Raw genomic sequence first — 17,459 nt, forward strand, 5'->3', positions numbered from 1 at the left:
TCAGCGAAGTTGGCTAGTCAACTCGGACGGATCCGAACTCACCTCGGACCGCTCCGGACCCGCCGCTCGCCGGATCCCCCGATCCCGACGCCTCTCCCTTGCTGCAGAACCCAGCAAAGCCCCCTTCTCAGGAGACTGACCCGTGACCGTGCACCGCGCCCGCACCGCCGCCATCGCGGCTGTACTGACCGCCGCCGCACTCTCGCTCACCGCCTGCGGTTCCGCCGGCTCCTCGTCCGCCAAGGCCGGCTCCAACGACGTGTCCGGCGGCGGCAAGAGCGCCAAGACCGCCACCTCCGCCGCCGACCTGGGCGGAATGGACGCCCTGGTCGCCGCCGCCAAGAAGGAGGGCAAGCTGCACGTCATCACGCTGCCCAAGGACTGGGCGAACTACGGCAAGCTGATGGACGGCTTCAAGGCCAAGTACGGCATCGAGATCGAGGACGAGAACCCGGACGGCTCCAGCCAGGACGAGATCAACGCGATCACCTCCCGCAAGGGCCAGGACCGCGCCCCCGACGTCGTCGACCTGGGCGCCGCGTTCGCCACCTCCGGCGCCAAGCAGGGCCTGTTCGCCCCGTACAAGGTCGCCGACTTCGACAAGATCCCGGCCACCATGAAGGACGCCGACGGTCTGCGCTACAACGACTACGGCGGCTACATCTCGATCGCCTGCGACGCCAAGAAGGTCTCGGCCTGCCCGAAGACCTTCGCCGACCTGCTGAAGCCCGACTACAAGGGCATGGTCGCGCTGAACGGCAACCCGACCAAGGCGAACGCCGCGTACAGCGCCGTCATGGCCGCCGCCCTGGCCAACGGCGGCTCGCTGGACAACATCCAGCCCGGCATCGACTTCTTCGGCAAGCTGAAGCAGGCCGGCAACTTCAACCCGGTCGAGGTCACCCCGGCGACCATCGAGAAGGGCGAGACCCCGATCTCCATCGACTGGTCCTACCTGAACACCGGCTACGCCGACAAGTTCAAGGACAAGGGCATCGACTGGCAGGTCGCCATCCCGTCCGACGGCGTCTACGCCAACTTCTACAACCAGGCCATCAACAAGGACGCGCCGCACCCGGCCGCCGCCCGCCTGTGGGAGGAGTACCTCTACAGCGCGGAGGGCCAGAACGGCTTCCTGGGCGGCTACGCCAACCCGGCCCTGTTCGACGCCATGAAGGCCGCCGGCACCCTGGACGCGACCCTCGCCGCCAAGCTGCCGGCCGTCGAGAAGCCCTTCACCACCTTCCCGACCGACGACCAGACCACGGCGGCCAAGAAGGTCGTGACCGAGAACTGGGCCAAGGCGATCTCGGGCTGATCTGACTCATGACTACGGCTCCCACCCCGGTGCCGGCCCCCGCCTCCGCCGCCCAGAGCGGCGGGGGCGCCCCCGGCCCCGCCACCCCCACCACGGCCTCGGCCCGCACCGCCAAGGCTCCCCGCCCCGGCCGCCGCCGGGCCGGCGGCAGCCGCGCCTGGCTCGCCGCCCTCCCGCTGATCCTGTTCTTCGTGATCGGCTTCGGCCTGCCCGCCGTCGCGATCGCCATCGGCGCGTTCACCACCTCCTCCGACGCCCCGGACGGCGGTGGCACGTTCACCACCGACAACATCACCGGCTCGCTGCAGGGCGCCTACTGGACGGCCCTGTGGGGCAGCGTGAAGCTGTCGCTGCTGACCGCGCTGATCGCCACCGTGGTCGGCCTGCCGCTGGCCCAGGCCGTGGCGACCTCCCGCCACCGGGTCTTCCGCGAGGCCGTGATGTCCGCCTCCGGCGTGCTCGCCAACTTCGGCGGCGTCCCGCTGGCGTTCATGTTCGTCGCCACCCTCGGCAACGCCGGCGAGGTCACCAGGAAGCTCGGCCTGACCAAGCACGGCTGGAGCCTCTACACCTTCTCCGGCCTGTCGGTGGTCTACCTCTACTTCCTGGTCCCGCTGATGGTCATCACCATCACCCCGGCCCTGGAGGGCCTGAAGACCCAGTGGCGCGAGGCCGCCGCCAACAACGGCGCCACCTCGGTGCAGTACTGGCGGCACGTGGCGCTGCCCGTCCTGCTGCCCTCGCTGCTCGGCGGCTTCGTGCTGCTGTTCGGCGCCTCCTTCGCCGCGTACGCCACCGCCGAGGCCATGGTGGGCAGTTCGGTGCCGCTGATCTCGATGCAGATCGGCGACGCGCTGTCCGGCAACGTCCTGGTCGGACAGGGCAACCTCGCCCTCGCCCTCGGCCTCGACATGATCGTGGTCGCCTGCCTGGTGATGGCCCTGTACCTGCCCCTTCAGCGCCGGAGTGCCAAGTGGCTCGCCTGATCAATCGCATCCGCTTCGGCCGCGGCCTGGTCCTGCTGATCTGCGGGACCTACTTCGCGGTGCCGATGGCCGCCTCGCTGTGGTTCAGCATCGACGACAACAAGGGCGGGACCACCTTCCGCGCCTACACCGAGCTGCTGAACGCGCCCGGCTTCACCGACAGCCTGGTGCTCAGCCTCGAACTGGCCGGCGTCACCGTGGCCGTGCTGCTGCTCCTGCTCGTGCCGGCGGTGCTCGCCGCCCGGCTCGGCGCCCCGAAGCTGCGCCCGGTGATCGAGGTGATGTGCTCGATGCCGCTGGTCGTCCCCGTCGTCGCGCTCACCACCGGCATCATCGGCGTGCTGCGCTGGGGCCCGGACTACCTGCAGGACACGCCGTTCTTCCAGACCATCGTGGCGATCCAGGACCCGGGCTTCCCGATCGTCCTGATCATCGCCTACGTGCTGATGGCGCTGCCGTTCGCCTACCGGGCGATCGACTCCGGCCTGCGCGGCGTGGACGTGGTCACCCTGGTCGAGGCCGCCCGCAACTGCGGCGCCGGCTGGCTGCGCGCCGTCTTCACCGTGGTGCTGCCGAACCTGCGCAGCGCGCTGCTGAACGCGGCCGTGCTCACCGTCGCCCTGGTGCTCGGCGAGTTCACCACCGCCTCCATCCTCGGCTTCGCCCCCTTCTCGGTGTGGATCAACTCCAACGGCAAGAGCGACGGCCAGATGTCCGTCGCGGTCTCGATGCTCAGCCTGCTGATCGTCTGGCTCGTCCTGCTGCTGATGTCCGCCGTCGGCCGCGGCCGCAAGACCGCCCGGTCCTGAACCACCCCACGCTTTCCAGGAGTTCCCAGTCATGACCACGGCCACCGCCACCGCCGGCGGCGTCGCGCTCGCCCCCGGCAGCGCCACCGTCGAGTTCCGCTCGCTGCGCCGCTCCTTCGGCGCCACCACCGCCCTCGACGGCCTCGACCTGACCGTCCACCCCGGCGAGCTGCTCGCCCTGCTCGGCCCGTCCGGCTGCGGCAAGACCACCGCGCTGCGCATCCTGGCCGGCTTCGAGCAGCACGACTCCGGCGAGGTGCTGGTCGACGGCAAGGACATCACCTCGATCCCGGCGCACAAGCGCGACGCGGGCATGGTGTTCCAGTCGTACAGCCTCTTCCCGCACCTGACCGCGCTCGACAACGTCGCCTTCGGGCTGCGGATGCGCGGCACCGGCAAGGCCGAGCGCCGCAAGCGCGCCCAGGAGCTGCTGGAGCTGGTCGGCCTGCCGCACCGCGCCGAGCACTACCCGCACCAGATGTCCGGCGGCCAGCAGCAGCGCATCGCGCTCGCCCGCGCCCTCGCCCTGCAGCCGCGCGTGCTGCTGCTCGACGAGCCGCTGTCCGCACTGGACGCCAAGGTCCGCCTGCAGCTGCGCGAGGAGATCCGCCGCCTGCAGCAGGAGCTCGGCATCACCACCCTGTTCGTCACCCACGACCAGGAGGAGGCGCTGTCGATGGCCGACCGCGTCGCGGTGCTGCGCGCCGGCCGGCTGGAGCAGTGCGCCACCCCGTCCGAGCTGTACGGCCGGCCGGCCACCGCCTTCGTCGCCGAGTTCGTCGGCACCATGAGCCGCATCCCGTGCGCCCGCACCTCGGAGGGCGTCGAGGTGCTCGGCCGCCGGCACGCCGTGGACGGCGAGATCCCCGCCGACGGCGAGCTGCAGGTGCTGGTCCGCCCGGAGAACGTCCTGCTGGCGCCGAGCGAGAACGGCCCGGCGCTGGTGGTCAACGCGTCCTTCCTGGGCGCCGTCACCCGGCTCACCGTCCGCCTCGACGACGGCACCGAGGTCAAGGCCGACCTGCCCACCGAGGCCACCGCCGCGCTGCCGGTCGGCTCCCGGGCCGAGCTCACCCTCCCGCAGCGCCCGGTGCTGGTGGACCGCCGTCCCGCCTGACAGCCGCGCCGCGCGCTCTGCGAGAATCTCCGAAGCTGAATCATCCGAAGGTACCGCCATGCCTGAGTCCGCCCTGCCCGCATCCGTCCCGGCCGCATCCACCCCGGCCGCGCCCGCCGTGCTGCCCGCCGCCGTCCTGTTCGACATGGACGGCACCCTGGTCGACACCGAGCAGCTCTGGTGGCAGGCCGCCGCCGAGCTCGCCGAGGAACTGCGCCACCCGCTCACCGAGCAGGACGCCCCGGAGGTGCTCGGCCAGGCCGTCGAGCACACCGCCGCCCACCTGCACAAGGTCAGCGGCACCGAGCTGAGCGAGGCCGAACTCGCCGCCCGGCTCGGCGATTCCTTCGCCGGGAAGGTCGCCGCCGAGACGGTGCCGCGCCCCGGCGCGCTCGCCCTGCTCGCCGCGCTGCGCGACGCCGGCGTGCCCGCCGCGCTGGTCTCCGCCTCCCCGCGCCGGGTGGTCGACCTCGTCCTGTCCGCCATCGGCCGCGACTGGTTCGCCACCACCCTGGCCGCCGAGGACACCCCGCGCACCAAGCCCCACCCGGAGCCCTACCTCGCCGCCGCCGAACGGCTCGGCCTGGACCCGACCGTCTGCCTCGCCGTCGAGGACACCCCGACCGGCGTCGCCTCCGCCAGCACGGCCGGCTGCGCCGTGCTCGCCGTGCCGTCCACCGACGTCGTGATGCCGGCCGGCGGCCGGATCACGCTGCTCGCCAGCCTGGAGCAGGCCGACCTCGCGCTGCTCGGGAAGCTCTCCACCGCCCCCGTCGATTGATCCGCCCATGCCCTACGTCCTGCTCGCCCTCGCCATCCTGAGCGAGGTCTGCGCCACCAGCTGCCTCAAGCTCACCGAGGGGTTCACCCGCCTGTGGCCCAGCCTCGGGGTGGGGATCGGCTACGCGCTGTCCTTCTTCCTGCTCGGCCGGGCGCTCAAGCACATCCCGGTCTCGATCGCCTACGCGGTCTGGTCCGGGGCCGGGACGGCGGCGGTCGCCGGGATCGGCGTGGTCGCCTTCGGCGAGCAACTGGGCCGGCTGCAGTACCTGGGGCTCGCGCTGGTGATCGTCGGCGTGGTCGTGCTCAACCTGAAGAGCAGCCACTGACGACACGTCAACTGCCGTGCCGGAGGGGGTGGTCGAACATTTCGACCACCCCCTCCGGCACCTTCGCCTACCGTGGCCCCATGACCGATCCGCGTCCGCACCACTACCGCTTCGCACACCGCGAACTCGCCCGCCAGGTCCTGGAGTACGGCCCCCGGCTGGCCTCGCCCACCCCGGACGGCGGCAGCCTGCTGCCCGTCATCGTCGGCATCTGGGAGGACTACGGGCAGACCCTCCCGCCCGAGCACCGGCTGCCCAGCCACGGCCTCGACTGCCGCCACCTGCAGATCGACGGCCACAACATGCTGCTGGTCACGCTGCCCACCCCGACCGGCGCCGCCGAGGCTCACTTCGTCGCCGCGGTGCACCCCAAGGGAACGAAGAAGGTCCGCTACCTCACCCTCGAACACGCCGTCAGCCCGTTCGACGGCAGCCCCGGCACCGTCCTCGGCGAGTGGGACGCCAAGGGCCACATCAACTACGGCCAGGGGCCCTCGCCCGTCGCCGAGCTGTTCGTCGCGGCCGTGATCGAGAAGGTCGCCCCGAAAAAGCGCGGCTTCTGGCGCCGCTGACGCCATGCGCGCAGCGAAGGCGGGCCCGGCCCCGGCCGACCGAAGGCGCCTCCGCCTGCGGTGCCGGCCGGGCCGGAGCCGCCGACGACCCGGGCTCGCGCGCGGTCGGTGATCGGCTCACCGTCCGCTACCACCCCGCGGGCGTCGCGCAGGCGCACTACCCGAAGGACATCGACCACTCCGGGGACGTGGCGGACGCCCTCGGCCTCAACGCGGCCCCGATGGCCCTCGGCGTCGCGGCCGGCGTCGCGGGCGTCCGCAGAGCGGGCGGCGAGGCCTGACGGCTACCCCCGCAGCACCCGGGCCCGGAGGAAGTTGCGCCGGCCGAAGTTGGGCTCGTCGACGGCCGTCAGCTCGTCGACCCGGAAGCGGTAGAGCGCCGCCGCGCCGCCGCCGGTGAGGAACTGCCGCCGGGTGTCCTCGTCCTGGGCGAAGGTCGGGAACCGCCCCTGGTACGCCGCGAACGCCGCCTCGGCCTGCCGCCCCCAGGCCTCGCCGGCGCTGCCGGTGAGCTGGAGCCCGCGCAGCTGCTCGCCGAAGACGGGCGGCGGGAGGAAGACGGTGGCGGCGGCCCGGGCCTCCTCGGCGAGGTGGTGGCTGTGCCGGGTGGCGCGCTCGCTGACGAAGTACAGGACGAGGTCGTCGTCGTGGGCGAAGAAGGCCAGGTTGGCGTGCGGCCCGCGCTCGTGGCCGGCGGTGGCGAGGGTGAGCACGATGGCCTCGCCGAGCAGCGCCTCGACGCCCTTCTCCGGAGAGTCGCCCGGCCAGTCCCCCTGCGTGATGTCGAGTCGGTACGGCATTCGGCGCTCCCTCCGCTGGCAGGCCCGGCACTCGCGCCCCGGGCACGACTGAGCCGGGCGGGCACCCCCGTCGAGGGGCGCCGCACCCGGCTCACATGCTCCACCCGCCGTCCGAAACCGGACAAGGCGAGCGGCGGAATCAGTACGACCGCGTCCCGGGGGCCGCGTACCCGCGCGCCACCACCGGCAGCTCGCCGGGGCCCAGCAGCGGGCGCAGCGCGCCGGCCCGCAGCTTGTCGACCAGCGGTGCGCAGCGCCCGGCCAGCGGCGCCAGGATCAGCGCGACCAGGGTGCCGACCAGCGCGCCGACCACGACGTCGTGCGGGTAGTGCACGCCGACCCAGACCCGGGAGGCGGCCATCAGCGCGGCGAAGACGGTGGCGACGACGCCGAGCCGCCAGCTCACGAACCAGAGCGCGATCGCGGCGGCGAAGGCGATCACCGAGTGGTTGCTCGGGAAGGACCAGTCACCGGCGGCCGGGCAGGTCTCCAGCGCGAGGCTGCCGTGGATCTGCGCGCAGGGCCGGAGTTCCTCGACCTGGCCCTTGAGGACCGAGTTGGCGACGTACGCGACGACCACGATCACCGGCGAGGCCAGCACCTTGGCCATGGTCGCCGAGTCGGCGCCGCGCGCCCGCCACCAGGCGTAGAGCATGAAGACGGCGAACAGCCCGAGGCCGAGCGCCGACCAGACCTTGATCACGTCGTTGAGCCAGTGCGGGGCGGACTGCACCCACTTGTTCACCTGCGTGTAGACGCTGCCGTCGATGCCGCTGCCGTCGTACACAGCGAGAGCCCGAGAGGACATCACACGTCACCTCCGTGACGGCGCGCCGAACGGGCGCGGAACAGTTCGATAACGATGGGGAGCACGGAGACAACTACTACCAGACCGATGATCGGCAGCAGATATCGGTCGATGCTGGGCACCGACGACCCGAGCCCGTACCCGGCCAGCACGACGCCGACGGTCCACACCGCCCCGCCGGTCACCTGCCAGAAGGTGAACGAGCGAGCGGGCACGCCGAGTACGCCGCAGAGCGGATTCAGCACCGTCCGGACCACCGGGATGAACCGGGCGAGCACGATCGCCTTGCCGTGCCCGTACTTCGCCAGCAGCTCCTCGGCCCGCCCGACGCCCTCCAGCAGGCTCCTGCGCTTCGTCCGGGCGAGCAGCGCCCGCCCGCCGCGGCGGCCGATCAGGTAGCCGACCTGGGCCCCGGCCAGCGCCCCGACCAGGGCGGCGGGCAGCACCTGCCACAGGTGCAGCCGCGGGCCGCTGGTGGCGCCGGGCACGCAGAGCAGGCCGGCCGTGAACAGCAGCGAGTCGCCGGGCAGGAAGAAGCCCACCAGCAGGCCGGTCTCGGCGAACAGCACGACGGCGATGCCGAGCGCGCCGAAGGCGGTGAGCAGCGAGGACGCGTCCAGGGGATTCACCGCGAGGTGGACCGCGTCGACAGGGAACTGGAGCAAGGCTGGCGGACCTCCCGTACGTTGGGGGGCGGTCCTCCGCAGTTCCCGGCAGGACCGACCCGCACCGTCTACAGTTGCGTAGACGGTCTACATGACTGTAGACGAAACCTGGAGGAAGCGCCGCCATGTCCGACGTACCGTCCGCCCGCCGGCCCGCCGGGGAGCTGGAGGCCGAGGTGCTGGCCGCGCTCTGGTCCGCGAGACAGCCGATGACCCCGCAGGACGTCCAGGCCGCCCTCGGCCGCGACCTCGCCCGCACCACGATCGCCACGATCCTGGCCCGGCTGCACGACAAGGGGACGCTGATGCGCACCCGGGCCGGCCGCGCCTACGCCTACACCCCGACCGTCCAGGACACCGCCGGCCTCGCCGCCCGCCGGATGCACACCGAGCTCGGCCGCGAGGCCGACCGCTCCACCGTGCTCGCCCGCTTCGTCTCCGACCTCTCCGCCGAGGACGAGCAGCTGCTGCGCGACCTCCTCGGCGGCGACGGCACCGGCCCCGGCCCCGGAAGGGCGGCCGCACCGTGATGTTCGCCGTCTGGGCCCCGCTGCTGCTGCCCTTCCTGGCCGCGCCCCTGGCCCGCCGCCTCGCCGAGGCGCTGCCGCCCCGGGCCGCCGCCTGGATGCTGGCCGGCACCGCCGCCGTGCTGGCCGGCGGCACCCTCTGCTCGCTCGGCCTGCTCGCCACCGCCGGGCTGCTGCACCTGCCGCCGGTCGCCGCCCTCGGCCACCTGTCGCTGCCCTGGCTCACCGCGGCCGCCCCCGACGCCCCGCTCGCCGCCGCCGCGGCCGGGCCCGTCCTGGCCGCCCTCGCGGCGCTCGCCGTGCGCACCGCCCGGCGCCGGCAGCGGGACCTGCGCACCGCCCGGGCCGCGCTGCCCGACCACCCGGGCCTCACCGAGGCCCCGGGCCCGACCGCCGCACCGCACCTCCCCGAGGCCCCAGCCGCCCCGGCCGTGCGCCCCCGAGGCGCCTCCGTGCGCCGGGCGCGCACCGCGCAGCAGACCGCCGCCCGGCAGCTCCGCGCGCTGCTGCGGCCCGCGGAGCCCCCGCTCGCCGTCCTGGACGACGAGCGCGCCGACGCCTTCGCCCTGCCCGGCCGTGCGCAGCTACCCGGCCGCCCCGGCGAGCCCGGCCGGATCGTGGTCACCGCCGGCATGCTGCGCGCCCTGGACGGGCCGGAGCGGGCCGCCCTGCTCGCCCACGAGCGCGCCCACCTGAGCGCCCGCCACCACCTCTTCCTCGCGCTCGCCGAGCACGCCGCAAACCTCCACCCGGCGCTCCGCCCGCTGCGCGCGCCCCTCGGGTACCACCTGGAGCGCTGGGCCGACGAGGTGGCCGCCGCCCGGGTCGGCGACCGCGCCGTGACCGCCCGCGCGGTCGGCCGGGCCGCCCTCGCCGCCAGCCGCTCGCCCTGGCCGGCCCGCCCCCGGCTGGTCGCCGCCGCCCACTCCGGGCCCGTCCCGCGCCGCGTCGCCGCCCTCCTCCAGCCCCGCCCGGCCGCCGCCCCCGGCACCCGCCGCCGCGCCGCCGCCCTGGCCCTCGCCGCCTGCCTGGCCCTGAGCGCCGCCGCCACCCTGGAGGCCACCGCCGACCTGCACCACACCGTCGAGGCCGCCCAGCACGAACCCGGCGCACACGGCTAGATCCCGTGCCGCTCGGCACGCCCCGGAAGCCCGGGTGTGCCGAGTTGGCAGACCCCATCCCCAGAAACGCACCGCACCCGTACGCTTTCGTCAGCGCGTCGGCCCCGGCGCGACCTCGGACGGCGCTGAGGAGCGAGGCGAGTGCGGCAGACCGGACGGCAGTCCCGACGGCCAGAGCGCCGCACCCCGCCGACCGCGGCGGAACTGGCCAAGGTGCACGAGCGCACCCTCGCCGACGCCGCCGCCCGGGAACTCGCCCAGCCCGCCTTCGCCGACCGCGGCAACGCCGAGCCGGGCAGCCCCGGCGCCCTGCTGGAACCGCGCCCCGAGATCGGCGACTCCTGGGCCCGGCTGCGCCGCCTCGGCCTCGACCCGGACACCGGCATCGCCACCGTCCACCACCTCGGCCCGGCCGAGCTCGAACACCGCCGCCGCGCCAGCGGCCTGGACACCGTCATGCCAGTGCTGCGCGACACCGTGCTCCAGCCGGTCGCCCAGGCCCCGCTGATCCTGGCGATCGCCGACGCCGAGGGCCACGTGCTCTGGCAGGAGGGCGAGCGCGGCCTGCGCCGCAGCGCCGAGCGGATCGGCTTCCTGACCGGCGCCAAGTGGAACGAGGAGAGCGTCGGCACCAACGGCATCGCCGCCACGCTGCGGGCGCAGCGCCCGATGCAGGTCCACTCCTCCGAGCACTACCTGCGCAGCCACCACTCCTGGACCTGCGTGGCCGCGCCCGTCCACGACCCGGGCACCGGGCGGCTGGTCGGCGCGATCAACCTGAGCGGTCCCGCGCACAGCGTCCGCCCGTACCTGCTGCAGCTCACCGCCACCGCCGCCCGGCTCGCCGAGACCGAGCTGCGCGCCCAGCGGCTGGAGGCGCTGCACCAGCTCCGCACCCTGGCCGCGCCGCTGCTCGCCCGGGTCGGCGGGCCCGCCCTGGTCGTCGACTCGGCCGGCTGGACGGCGGCCGCGGCCGGGCTGCCCGCGCCGGACCGGCTGCGGGTGCCCAGCCAGGGCTGGGCCCCGGCGGCCGTGCACTGGGTGCCGGGCCTCGGCGAGTGCGTCCTGGAGCCGCTCGCGGACGGCTGGCTGGTGCGCCCCGTCCGCCGCCCCGGCCCGGACGGCTCCGGCAGCGACGGCGCGGGGGCGGACGGCCTCGGCGCGCCGAGCACCGAGCGGGCCGAGGGCGCCCGGCTGCGGCTCGACCTGCGCCGCCCGGACCGCCCCGAACTGTCCGTCCGGGGCGCCGCCGACAGCTGGTCGCACCCGCTCAGCCCGCGCCACGCCGAACTGCTGCTCCTGCTCGCCACCGCCCGCGACGGCAGCACCGCCGCGCAGCTCGCGGACGCGCTGTTCGGCGACCCGGCCCGGACGGTCACGGTGCGCGCCGAGCTGTCCAGGCTGCGCCGCTACCTGGGCGGGCTGCTGGCCCACCGGCCGTACCGCTTCGCCGAGTCGGTGCTGGTGACGGTGGACGGCCCGGAGGACCCGTACGACCTGCTGCCGTCCTCCTCGGCCCCGGCCGTGCGGCGGCTGCGGGCCGCGCTGGCGGCGGGCACCGTCCGGCTGCCGGGGGCCGCGCCGTCCGCCGTCCCGCGGCCTCGGGCCCGGGGGCGCGGGGCTCAGCAGCCGCCGTCGAGCAGCGCGGCCAACTGGGCGTCGGTGGGGCCGCAGTCGCGCTCCTGCTCGACGGAGACCAGCCCGTAGGTGCGCTCCAGCCAGTTCCGCACCCGGGGCATCGAGGCCTCCAGCAGGGCGCTGCCGTGCGGGGATTCGAGCGCCAGGTGGAGCGTCGAGCCGTGGCAGGGGCAGTAGGCCGGCCACAGCTTGACGTCGCCCTGGCCGCTCAGCATGCGCAGGCCGTCGCGCAGCAGGTCGCGGGAGAACACCCAGTCCGCCTCGTCCGGGCGCCCCAGGTGGAAGGTCAGCAGCACCTCGTACGGGCGGGCGGCGTCGAACCGGAACCGGGTGCGCACCTCGCCGACCACTTCCTCGCCCAGCGAGATCCGCAGCATCAGCACCTCCTCCACCGCCGCCGGAGCGGCGGTGGAGCCCTCCCCATCGCCGCCCGTGGGGGTGGCGGCGAGGGGTGCACTGGAGGCTGCGGACAGCGGGTCGGGCGGCATGACGGTCTCTCCGGGAACGGCGTGGATTGACCTCAGCCTGCGTCACCGGGGCCCGGCGGGCAAGGGTTGCAAGGGGGTTGCAATCACCACCGGTCGACCGGTTCCGCCGCCGGTCGGAGTTATCAGACGGACCGTCAACTCCCTTCCCGTGAACGAATGTCCATGAAGTGGATGGAACCCGTCCACCGTTCGGCCACCCGCTGGTACGCTCTCCCCCTCCCGGCGCGGGAGAGCGGCCCGCCCTGCCCGAACGGCCGGGCACGGGACGCCCCGCGGTGCGTGGGAGAATGCTGCGACGCGACGGCGACTTCGGGGAGGGAGGGGTCCGGTGGCAGGTCCCGAGGACACCGTGCGGGACGTGCGGGACGTGCGGCACGAGCCCGCGCAGCACGGCCGGCACGGGCGGCCGCGTCCGTTCGGCGGCCGGTTCCGGCTGCCCACCCTGCGCTTCTCCGGCGCCGCGATGGCGATGTCCACCGTGGTCGGCATCAGCATCGCCACCACCCTCCTGCTGAACGAGCAGCAGGGCATCGGCCGCCGGGCCGGCGTCGCCCGGGTCGGCACCACCCCGCCGCCCGCCCCCAGCGCCACCGACCGGACCGAGGCCACCGAGGCCACCGACGAGCAGGGCCAGGTCCGGCTGCCGTCCGGCGCGCCCTCGACCCACCCCGGCCACCGCCCCGTCAAGGGCCCGGCGGCGGCCGGCGACCGGCCCGCGGACCGGCCCACTCCGACCGTGCCGCCGACCGGCGGGCAGACCTCCGTGCACGACGCCCCCGGCCACGACACCCCGCTCGCCGGGGCGCAGAGCACTCCCCAGGGCCCGCAGCCGCCGAGCACCCCGCCCGGCGCCGGAGCGGCCATGCCCTCGGACACCGCGTCGCCCTCCGCCTCCGTCTCGCCCCCGCCGCCCGCCCCCGCGGCGCGCCCGCACGCCGCCCGGCCGCTCGCCCCCGGGCCGCTGCCCGGCGCCACCGCACCCACCGCCCCGACGCCCCCGACGCCCACGGCACCCACGACGCCCTCCGCGCCGGACGCGCCGGACGCCGTCGACCACCCGGCCGACGCCGCCGACGACGACACCGCCCCCGGGCTGACCGGCGTCGCCCGGCGCACCCCGCTCGGCCCGGACGGCCTGCGGCACCGGCTCGACCTGACCGTCGCCGAGCCGGTCACCGCTCTACAGGCCGAATTCCGGCTCGCCCCGGGCGAGTCGGCCCCCGGCAGCGGCTCGGCCTGGACCGACCTGCCGGGCGCCGTGGTCACCGCCCAGCAGGAGCGCGGCACCCTGGTGTACCGCTTCACCACCCCGCCCGGCACCGACGTCCGGCCCGGCCGGTACGGCTTCACCGTGCACGGCGGCCGCCCGGCCGCACCGGCCGCCACGGCCACGGCGGCTCCAGGGACTCCGACTGCTCCGGGGGCTCCGACTGCTCCGGCGGAGAGCTGGAACGCCGCCGCCTTCGGCATCCACCACCCCCGGGCGGTCGCCGCCCTCGGCGGCTTCGCGGCACCCGCGCCACGGCCCGCCACCCGCTGACCCCCCGGCAGCCCGTCAGCCCGGCAGCCCGGCAGCCCGCCCGCCCGACGATCCGACAGGTCACCGCCCCCGGCCGGGCTCATCCCGGCACGGCCGTTCGTTACTGTGGGCAGCACCCGGCCCGGCGGCCCCGACCGCCCCGGCCGGGCCGTCGCCCCGCATCCGAGGAGGAGTCCGTGTCCACCGTCCTGCCCCCGGGCGGCAACGCCCCGCTGACCGCCCCGCGGGTGACCGTCGAGGTCACCGCGCCCAAGGCGCTGGACGTCTCCGCCCTGCTGCTGGCCGCCGACGGCAAGGTCCGCTCGGACGCCGACTTCGTCTTCTTCAACGCCCCGCACGGGCCCGGCGTCAGCCTGCGCCCGGCCGCCGCGGGCGCGCCGGACGCGATCACCGTCGACACCGCGGCCGTCCCGGCCGGCATCGAGAAGATCGTGGTCACCGCCAGCCCCGCCGACCAGAGTTCGACCTTCGCCGGGATCGAGCCCACCGCCACCGTCCGCGACGCGGACACCGGCGACGTCCTGGTCACTTTCACCCCGGCCCGGCTCGGCCTGGAGACCGCGCTGATCGTGGTCGAGGTCTACCGGCGCGGCGGCGCCTGGAAGGTCCGCGCGGTCGGCCAGGGCTACGCGGACGGCCTGGCGGGCATCGCCACCGACTTCGGCGTCACCGTCGACGACTCCCCCGCGGCCGCCGCGGCCGCGGTCTCGCAGCCGATACCGCCCGCACCGCCCGTGCCCCCGGCGCCGCCGGTCGCACAGCCGCCGGTCGCACAGCCGCCCGTCCCGCCGGCGTCCCCGGTCGACCCGCGGGTCGGCTTCACCACCGCCACCCCGCTGCCCCCGGCCCCGCCCGCCGCACCGCCCGCACCGCCCGCCGCCCCGCCGCCGAGCACCCCCAAGGTCACCCTCGACAAGGGCCGGGTCAGCCTGGTCAAGGGCAGCTCGGTCTCGCTGATCAAGAACGGCCGCCCGTACCTCTCCTCGGTCCGGATGGCCCTCGGCTGGGAGTCCGCCGGCCGGGGCCGCGACATCGACCTGGACGCCTCCTGCCTGGCCTTCGACGCGCAGCACAAGCGCCTGGAGACGGCCTGGTTCATGAAGCTGAACGTCTTCAACGGCTCGATCGCGCACTCCGGCGACAACCTGGTCGGCGGCGAGGGCGGTGACGACGAGTCGATCACCGTGCACCTGGAGGGCCTGCCGGCCGAGGTCCAGGCCTTGGTCTTCGTGGTCAACTCCTTCTCCGGCCAGAAGTTCACCGAGGTCCGCAACGCGTACTGCCGCCTGGTGGACGTGAAGTCCGACGAGGAGCTGGTCCGCTTCGACCTGACCCACTCGGAGCCCTACACCGGCGTGGTGATGTGCAAGCTGGTCCGCCGCCCCTCCGGCGAGTGGGAGATGACCGCCCTCGGCGAGTTCGTCGACGCCAAGACGGCCCGGGGCATGATCGAGCCCTCCGCCGCCCTGCTCTGAGCCGCCCCAACGTCACGGCCACGGCCGCGAATTCACCCTCCTGAGGCATCAAGTCGTCCACGGAACGACTCGATCAACCTTCAGGGGGGTGAATCACGCTCTCCCTCGCACCCGTTGCACCCGTTGCACCCGTTGAGGAGAGACCGTGCCGCGCTTCCTGTCCCGCCTGGCCGTCGCCGGCTCCGCCGTCGCCCTCGCCGCCGGCCTGATCTCCCCCACCGGCACGCAGGCCGCCGCCAAGCCCGCCCCGCGCCCCGCCACCCTCCGCTGGGCCGCCCTCGGCGACTCCTACACCGCGGGCGTCATCGAGGCCACCGGCGACCTGACCGAGCCCCGCGACGGCTGCGCCCGCACCGAGCTCTCCTACCCCGAGGTGATCCGCCACGACCTCGGCTCCCTGGTCGACCTGCGCAACGTCAGCTGCGGCGGCGCGACCAGCCGGAACGTCTACGCGGACGCGCAGACCCCGGGCGGCCGCCCACTCCCCCCGCTCGGCACCGACCCGAACGCCCCCTACCCGCCCGTCCCGCCACAGATCGACGCCGTCTCCCCGGACGCCGACGTCATCACGGTCGGCACCGGCGGCAACGACCTCGGCTTCGGCCAGATCCTCAAGGACTGCATCGAACTCGGCGCCGCCGCCCACGGCCAGGGCACGCCCTGCAAGGACAAGTACGACCCGAGCCTGTCCGACCGCTTCCACCAACTCAGCGGCGACTACGGGAACATGCTCAACTCCCTGCACGCCAAGGCCCAGTTCGCCCGGGTCGTCACGGTCGGCTATCCGCACCTCTTCCCCGAGGACGCCGGCCTCTGCCGCTACGGCGACCTGCTGCAGTTCGCCACTTTCACCACCGGCGACCTCGCCTGGGCCCGCACCGCGATCCTCGAACCGCTCAACGGGGTGATCGCCGCCCAGACCGCCCGCCACCGGGACACCTTCGTCGACCTCTACCCCGCCTCCGCCGGCCACAGCGTCTGCGACTCCGACCACTGGCTGGACGGCGTGCTGAGCAGCATCGTCCCGCTCAGGTACGCCGTGGTCCACCCCAACGCCACCGGCCAGGCCCACATCGCCACCGCCGTCGAGAAGGCCCTCCTCGGCAGCTGACCGACCGGCAAAAACCAGTTGCCGCCCGCCCGCCCTCCCCGCATCCTGTCCGGATGCTCATCCGCGAAGCCACCCCCGAGGACTGGCCGGCCATCTGGCCCTTCTTCCAGCAGATCGTCGCCGCCGGCGAGACCTTCCCCTACCCCCTCGACATGCCCTCCGAGCTCGGCGCCGAGTGGTGGATGCTCACCGCCCCCAACCGCACGGTGGTCGCGGTGGACGAGGACGGCACGATCGTCGGCACCGCCAACATGAACCGCAACCGCCCCGGCAACGGCTCCCACGTGGCCAGCGCCAGCTACATGGTCGACCCGGCCCACCACGGCAAGGGCATCGGCCGGGCCCTGGTCGAGTACTCCCTCGACTGGGCCCGCCGCGAGGGCTACCGCGCCATGCAGTACAACGCCGTGGTCGCCAGCAACCGCCACGCCGTGAAGCTCTACCAGTCCCTCGGCTTCACCATCGTCGGCACCGTCCCGGACGCCTTCCACCACCCCACCGAGGGCTACGTCGGCCTCCACGTCATGCACCGCCCCCTGTAGGTTCGGCGCTCACACCATCGGGTGAAAGTCCGCCGTGCACGGCATAACCCGGCTCGAAGGTGAATAGCGTGACGCCCACCTGAAGGAGGGGCATCATGAGTGCTGTGGCGCATGAGCAACCGATCACGGGCTCCCCATCGCAGGCCGACATCCTGCTGGAGAGCTTCCTGAGCCTGCACTCCCCCGAAGGCTTCCGGGCCGAGCTCATCGAGGGAGAGATCATCGTGGCACCACCGCCGGACGGCGATCACGAGGACTACATCGACCTGCTGATCGACCAGGTCAAGGCGAAGTCCAAGGTCCACATGCAGGTGTCGGGCGGCAAGGGCCTCCGCCTCGTCAGCGGCGGCCTCTGCCCGAAGAACCACGTCATCCCGGATGCGACGTTCGCGCCACGGGAACTCCGCCTGTTCCGTGGCGCCCCGCCGTGGATGGAGCCGGACGGCGTCGCCATGGTGGCCGAGGTCACGTCGAGCAAGCCCGACCTCGACCGCATCGCCAAGCGGCACTGCTACGCCCGGGCCGGCATCCCGCTCTACCTCCTCATCGACCGCGAGAAGGCTCAGCTCAGCCTCTTCGGCAAGCCACATCGCGAGGAGTACACCGAGGTCCACCTGGCCGCCTTCGGCGAGCCGCTCACCATCCCGGCGCCCTTCGAACTCCAACTGGACACCAAGGACTTCCTCTGAAATGCGGCGGAGCGGCCCCCCCCCCCCCCCCACGGGGGGGGGCCCCCCCCCCCCCCGGGGGGGGGGCCGCGGCGGGGGGGGGGCCCATGGGCGCCCGCAGAAAAGCACGGTTGGGCGGGGCCCCGCCCGGCCGCGCCCGACAGA

19 protein-coding genes are annotated in these 17,459 nt (G+C 74.4%); 15 read left to right on the forward strand and 4 right to left on the reverse strand.

Annotation, left to right across the window (positions count from 1 at the left end; all coding sequences use genetic code 11):
- Window positions 1-142 precede the first annotated feature (142 nt).
- From ACPC54_RS16500 to ACPC54_RS16530, 7 genes are all read left to right on the forward strand, one after another.
- A complete protein-coding gene (locus tag ACPC54_RS16500; protein WP_498965484.1) occupies window positions 143-1,318 on the forward strand; it encodes an ABC transporter substrate-binding protein in 1,176 nt (391 codons plus the stop codon).
- An 8-nt stretch (window positions 1,319-1,326) separates the two neighbouring features.
- Window positions 1,327-2,304: an ABC transporter permease gene (locus ACPC54_RS16505; protein ID WP_498965485.1), complete on the forward strand. Its 978-nt coding sequence runs from the start codon at window positions 1,327-1,329 to the stop codon at window positions 2,302-2,304.
- Window positions 2,304-3,113 carry an ABC transporter permease gene (locus ACPC54_RS16510; RefSeq protein ID WP_498965614.1) on the forward strand — a complete coding sequence of 270 codons (810 nt, stop codon included), beginning with the start codon at window positions 2,304-2,306 and terminating at the stop codon, window positions 3,111-3,113. The genes ACPC54_RS16505 and ACPC54_RS16510 overlap by 1 nt, the downstream gene beginning before the upstream one ends.
- 31 nt (window positions 3,114-3,144) lie before the next feature.
- Window positions 3,145-4,230 carry an ABC transporter ATP-binding protein gene (locus tag ACPC54_RS16515; protein ID WP_498965486.1) on the forward strand — a complete coding sequence of 362 codons (1,086 nt, stop codon included), beginning with the start codon at window positions 3,145-3,147 and terminating at the stop codon, window positions 4,228-4,230.
- Between the two features lie 58 nt (window positions 4,231-4,288).
- Window positions 4,289-5,011: an HAD family hydrolase gene (locus tag ACPC54_RS16520; RefSeq protein ID WP_498965487.1), complete on the forward strand. Its 723-nt coding sequence runs from the start codon at window positions 4,289-4,291 to the stop codon at window positions 5,009-5,011.
- A gap of 7 nt (window positions 5,012-5,018) precedes the next feature.
- On the forward strand, window positions 5,019-5,339 hold the full coding sequence (locus ACPC54_RS16525) for a DMT family transporter (RefSeq protein ID WP_498965488.1): 321 nt from the start codon (window positions 5,019-5,021) through the stop codon (window positions 5,337-5,339).
- A gap of 80 nt (window positions 5,340-5,419) precedes the next feature.
- Complete coding sequence (locus ACPC54_RS16530; protein ID WP_498965489.1) at window positions 5,420-5,911, forward strand: hypothetical protein; 492 nt, start codon at window positions 5,420-5,422, stop codon at window positions 5,909-5,911.
- Window positions 5,912-6,195: 284 nt separating this feature from the next.
- Here ACPC54_RS16530 and ACPC54_RS16535 read toward each other — a convergent pair whose 3' ends face one another.
- The 3 genes from ACPC54_RS16535 to ACPC54_RS16545 all read right to left on the reverse strand — a co-directional run bounded on the left by ACPC54_RS16535 (window position 6,196) and on the right by ACPC54_RS16545 (window position 8,184).
- Window positions 6,196-6,711 (reverse strand): pyridoxamine 5'-phosphate oxidase family protein, encoded by a 516-nt coding sequence (locus ACPC54_RS16535; protein ID WP_498965490.1) that lies wholly within the window; start codon window positions 6,709-6,711, stop codon window positions 6,196-6,198.
- A 139-nt stretch (window positions 6,712-6,850) separates the two neighbouring features.
- Window positions 6,851-7,519: a phosphatase PAP2 family protein gene (locus tag ACPC54_RS16540; protein ID WP_498965491.1), complete on the reverse strand. Its 669-nt coding sequence runs from the start codon at window positions 7,517-7,519 to the stop codon at window positions 6,851-6,853.
- A complete protein-coding gene (locus ACPC54_RS16545; protein WP_498965492.1) occupies window positions 7,519-8,184 on the reverse strand; it encodes a DedA family protein in 666 nt (221 codons plus the stop codon). The genes ACPC54_RS16540 and ACPC54_RS16545 overlap by 1 nt, the downstream gene beginning before the upstream one ends.
- A gap of 125 nt (window positions 8,185-8,309) precedes the next feature.
- Here ACPC54_RS16545 and ACPC54_RS16550 point away from each other — a divergent pair, with 125 nt between their 5' ends.
- The 3 genes from ACPC54_RS16550 to ACPC54_RS16560 all read left to right on the forward strand — a co-directional run bounded on the left by ACPC54_RS16550 (window position 8,310) and on the right by ACPC54_RS16560 (window position 11,539).
- Window positions 8,310-8,714 (forward strand): BlaI/MecI/CopY family transcriptional regulator, encoded by a 405-nt coding sequence (locus ACPC54_RS16550; protein WP_498965493.1) that lies wholly within the window; start codon window positions 8,310-8,312, stop codon window positions 8,712-8,714.
- Entirely contained in the window at window positions 8,714-9,832 is a 1,119-nt protein-coding gene (locus ACPC54_RS16555) for a M56 family metallopeptidase (protein ID WP_498965615.1), read from the forward strand. Before ACPC54_RS16550 ends, ACPC54_RS16555 begins: the two co-directional genes overlap by 1 nt.
- A 141-nt stretch (window positions 9,833-9,973) precedes the next feature.
- Window positions 9,974-11,539, forward strand: coding sequence for a GAF domain-containing protein (locus ACPC54_RS16560; RefSeq protein WP_498965494.1), 1,566 nt, complete (start codon window positions 9,974-9,976; stop codon window positions 11,537-11,539).
- Here ACPC54_RS16560 and ACPC54_RS16565 read toward each other — a convergent pair.
- Window positions 11,455-11,958: an SsgA family sporulation/cell division regulator gene (locus ACPC54_RS16565; RefSeq protein WP_498965495.1), complete on the reverse strand. Its 504-nt coding sequence runs from the start codon at window positions 11,956-11,958 to the stop codon at window positions 11,455-11,457. The genes ACPC54_RS16560 and ACPC54_RS16565 overlap by 85 nt on opposite strands.
- A gap of 328 nt (window positions 11,959-12,286) precedes the next feature.
- Here ACPC54_RS16565 and ACPC54_RS16570 point away from each other — a divergent pair, with 328 nt between their 5' ends.
- The 5 genes from ACPC54_RS16570 to ACPC54_RS16590 all read left to right on the forward strand — a co-directional run bounded on the left by ACPC54_RS16570 (window position 12,287) and on the right by ACPC54_RS16590 (window position 17,315).
- On the forward strand, window positions 12,287-13,498 hold the full coding sequence (locus ACPC54_RS16570) for a hypothetical protein (RefSeq protein ID WP_498965496.1): 1,212 nt from the start codon (window positions 12,287-12,289) through the stop codon (window positions 13,496-13,498).
- A 176-nt stretch (window positions 13,499-13,674) separates the two neighbouring features.
- Complete coding sequence (locus ACPC54_RS16575; protein ID WP_498965497.1) at window positions 13,675-14,973, forward strand: TerD family protein; 1,299 nt, start codon at window positions 13,675-13,677, stop codon at window positions 14,971-14,973.
- Between the two features lie 145 nt (window positions 14,974-15,118).
- Entirely contained in the window at window positions 15,119-16,084 is a 966-nt protein-coding gene (locus tag ACPC54_RS16580) for an SGNH/GDSL hydrolase family protein (protein WP_498965498.1), read from the forward strand.
- A gap of 53 nt (window positions 16,085-16,137) precedes the next feature.
- On the forward strand, window positions 16,138-16,626 hold the full coding sequence (locus tag ACPC54_RS16585) for a GNAT family N-acetyltransferase (RefSeq protein ID WP_498965499.1): 489 nt from the start codon (window positions 16,138-16,140) through the stop codon (window positions 16,624-16,626).
- A gap of 95 nt (window positions 16,627-16,721) precedes the next feature.
- Complete coding sequence (locus ACPC54_RS16590) at window positions 16,722-17,315, forward strand: Uma2 family endonuclease (RefSeq protein WP_498965500.1); 594 nt, start codon at window positions 16,722-16,724, stop codon at window positions 17,313-17,315.
- Window positions 17,316-17,459 lie beyond the last annotated feature (144 nt).

This window comes from Kitasatospora sp. NPDC094028, from assembly GCF_049543595.1.
Lineage (GTDB): Bacteria > Actinomycetota > Actinomycetes > Streptomycetales > Streptomycetaceae > Kitasatospora.

Bases quoted from the DNA above. Each gene is read 5' to 3' on its own strand.
- ACPC54_RS16505 (WP_498965485.1), top strand. From the start codon at position 1,327: ATGACTACGGCTCCCACCCCGGTGCCGGCCCCCGCCTCCGCCGCCCAG.
- ACPC54_RS16515 (WP_498965486.1), top strand. From the start codon at position 3,145: ATGACCACGGCCACCGCCACCGCCGGCGGCGTCGCGCTCGCCCCCGGC.
- ACPC54_RS16520 (WP_498965487.1), top strand. From the start codon at position 4,289: ATGCCTGAGTCCGCCCTGCCCGCATCCGTCCCGGCCGCATCCACCCCG.
- ACPC54_RS16525 (WP_498965488.1), top strand. From the start codon at position 5,019: ATGCCCTACGTCCTGCTCGCCCTCGCCATCCTGAGCGAGGTCTGCGCC.
- ACPC54_RS16530 (WP_498965489.1), top strand. From the start codon at position 5,420: ATGACCGATCCGCGTCCGCACCACTACCGCTTCGCACACCGCGAACTC.
- ACPC54_RS16535 (WP_498965490.1), bottom strand. From the start codon at position 6,711: ATGCCGTACCGACTCGACATCACGCAGGGGGACTGGCCGGGCGACTCT.
- ACPC54_RS16540 (WP_498965491.1), bottom strand. From the start codon at position 7,519: ATGTCCTCTCGGGCTCTCGCTGTGTACGACGGCAGCGGCATCGACGGC.
- ACPC54_RS16550 (WP_498965493.1), top strand. From the start codon at position 8,310: ATGTCCGACGTACCGTCCGCCCGCCGGCCCGCCGGGGAGCTGGAGGCC.
- ACPC54_RS16555 (WP_498965615.1), top strand. From the start codon at position 8,714: ATGTTCGCCGTCTGGGCCCCGCTGCTGCTGCCCTTCCTGGCCGCGCCC.
- ACPC54_RS16565 (WP_498965495.1), bottom strand. From the start codon at position 11,958: ATGCCGCCCGACCCGCTGTCCGCAGCCTCCAGTGCACCCCTCGCCGCC.
- ACPC54_RS16585 (WP_498965499.1), top strand. From the start codon at position 16,138: ATGCTCATCCGCGAAGCCACCCCCGAGGACTGGCCGGCCATCTGGCCC.
- ACPC54_RS16590 (WP_498965500.1), top strand. From the start codon at position 16,722: ATGAGTGCTGTGGCGCATGAGCAACCGATCACGGGCTCCCCATCGCAG.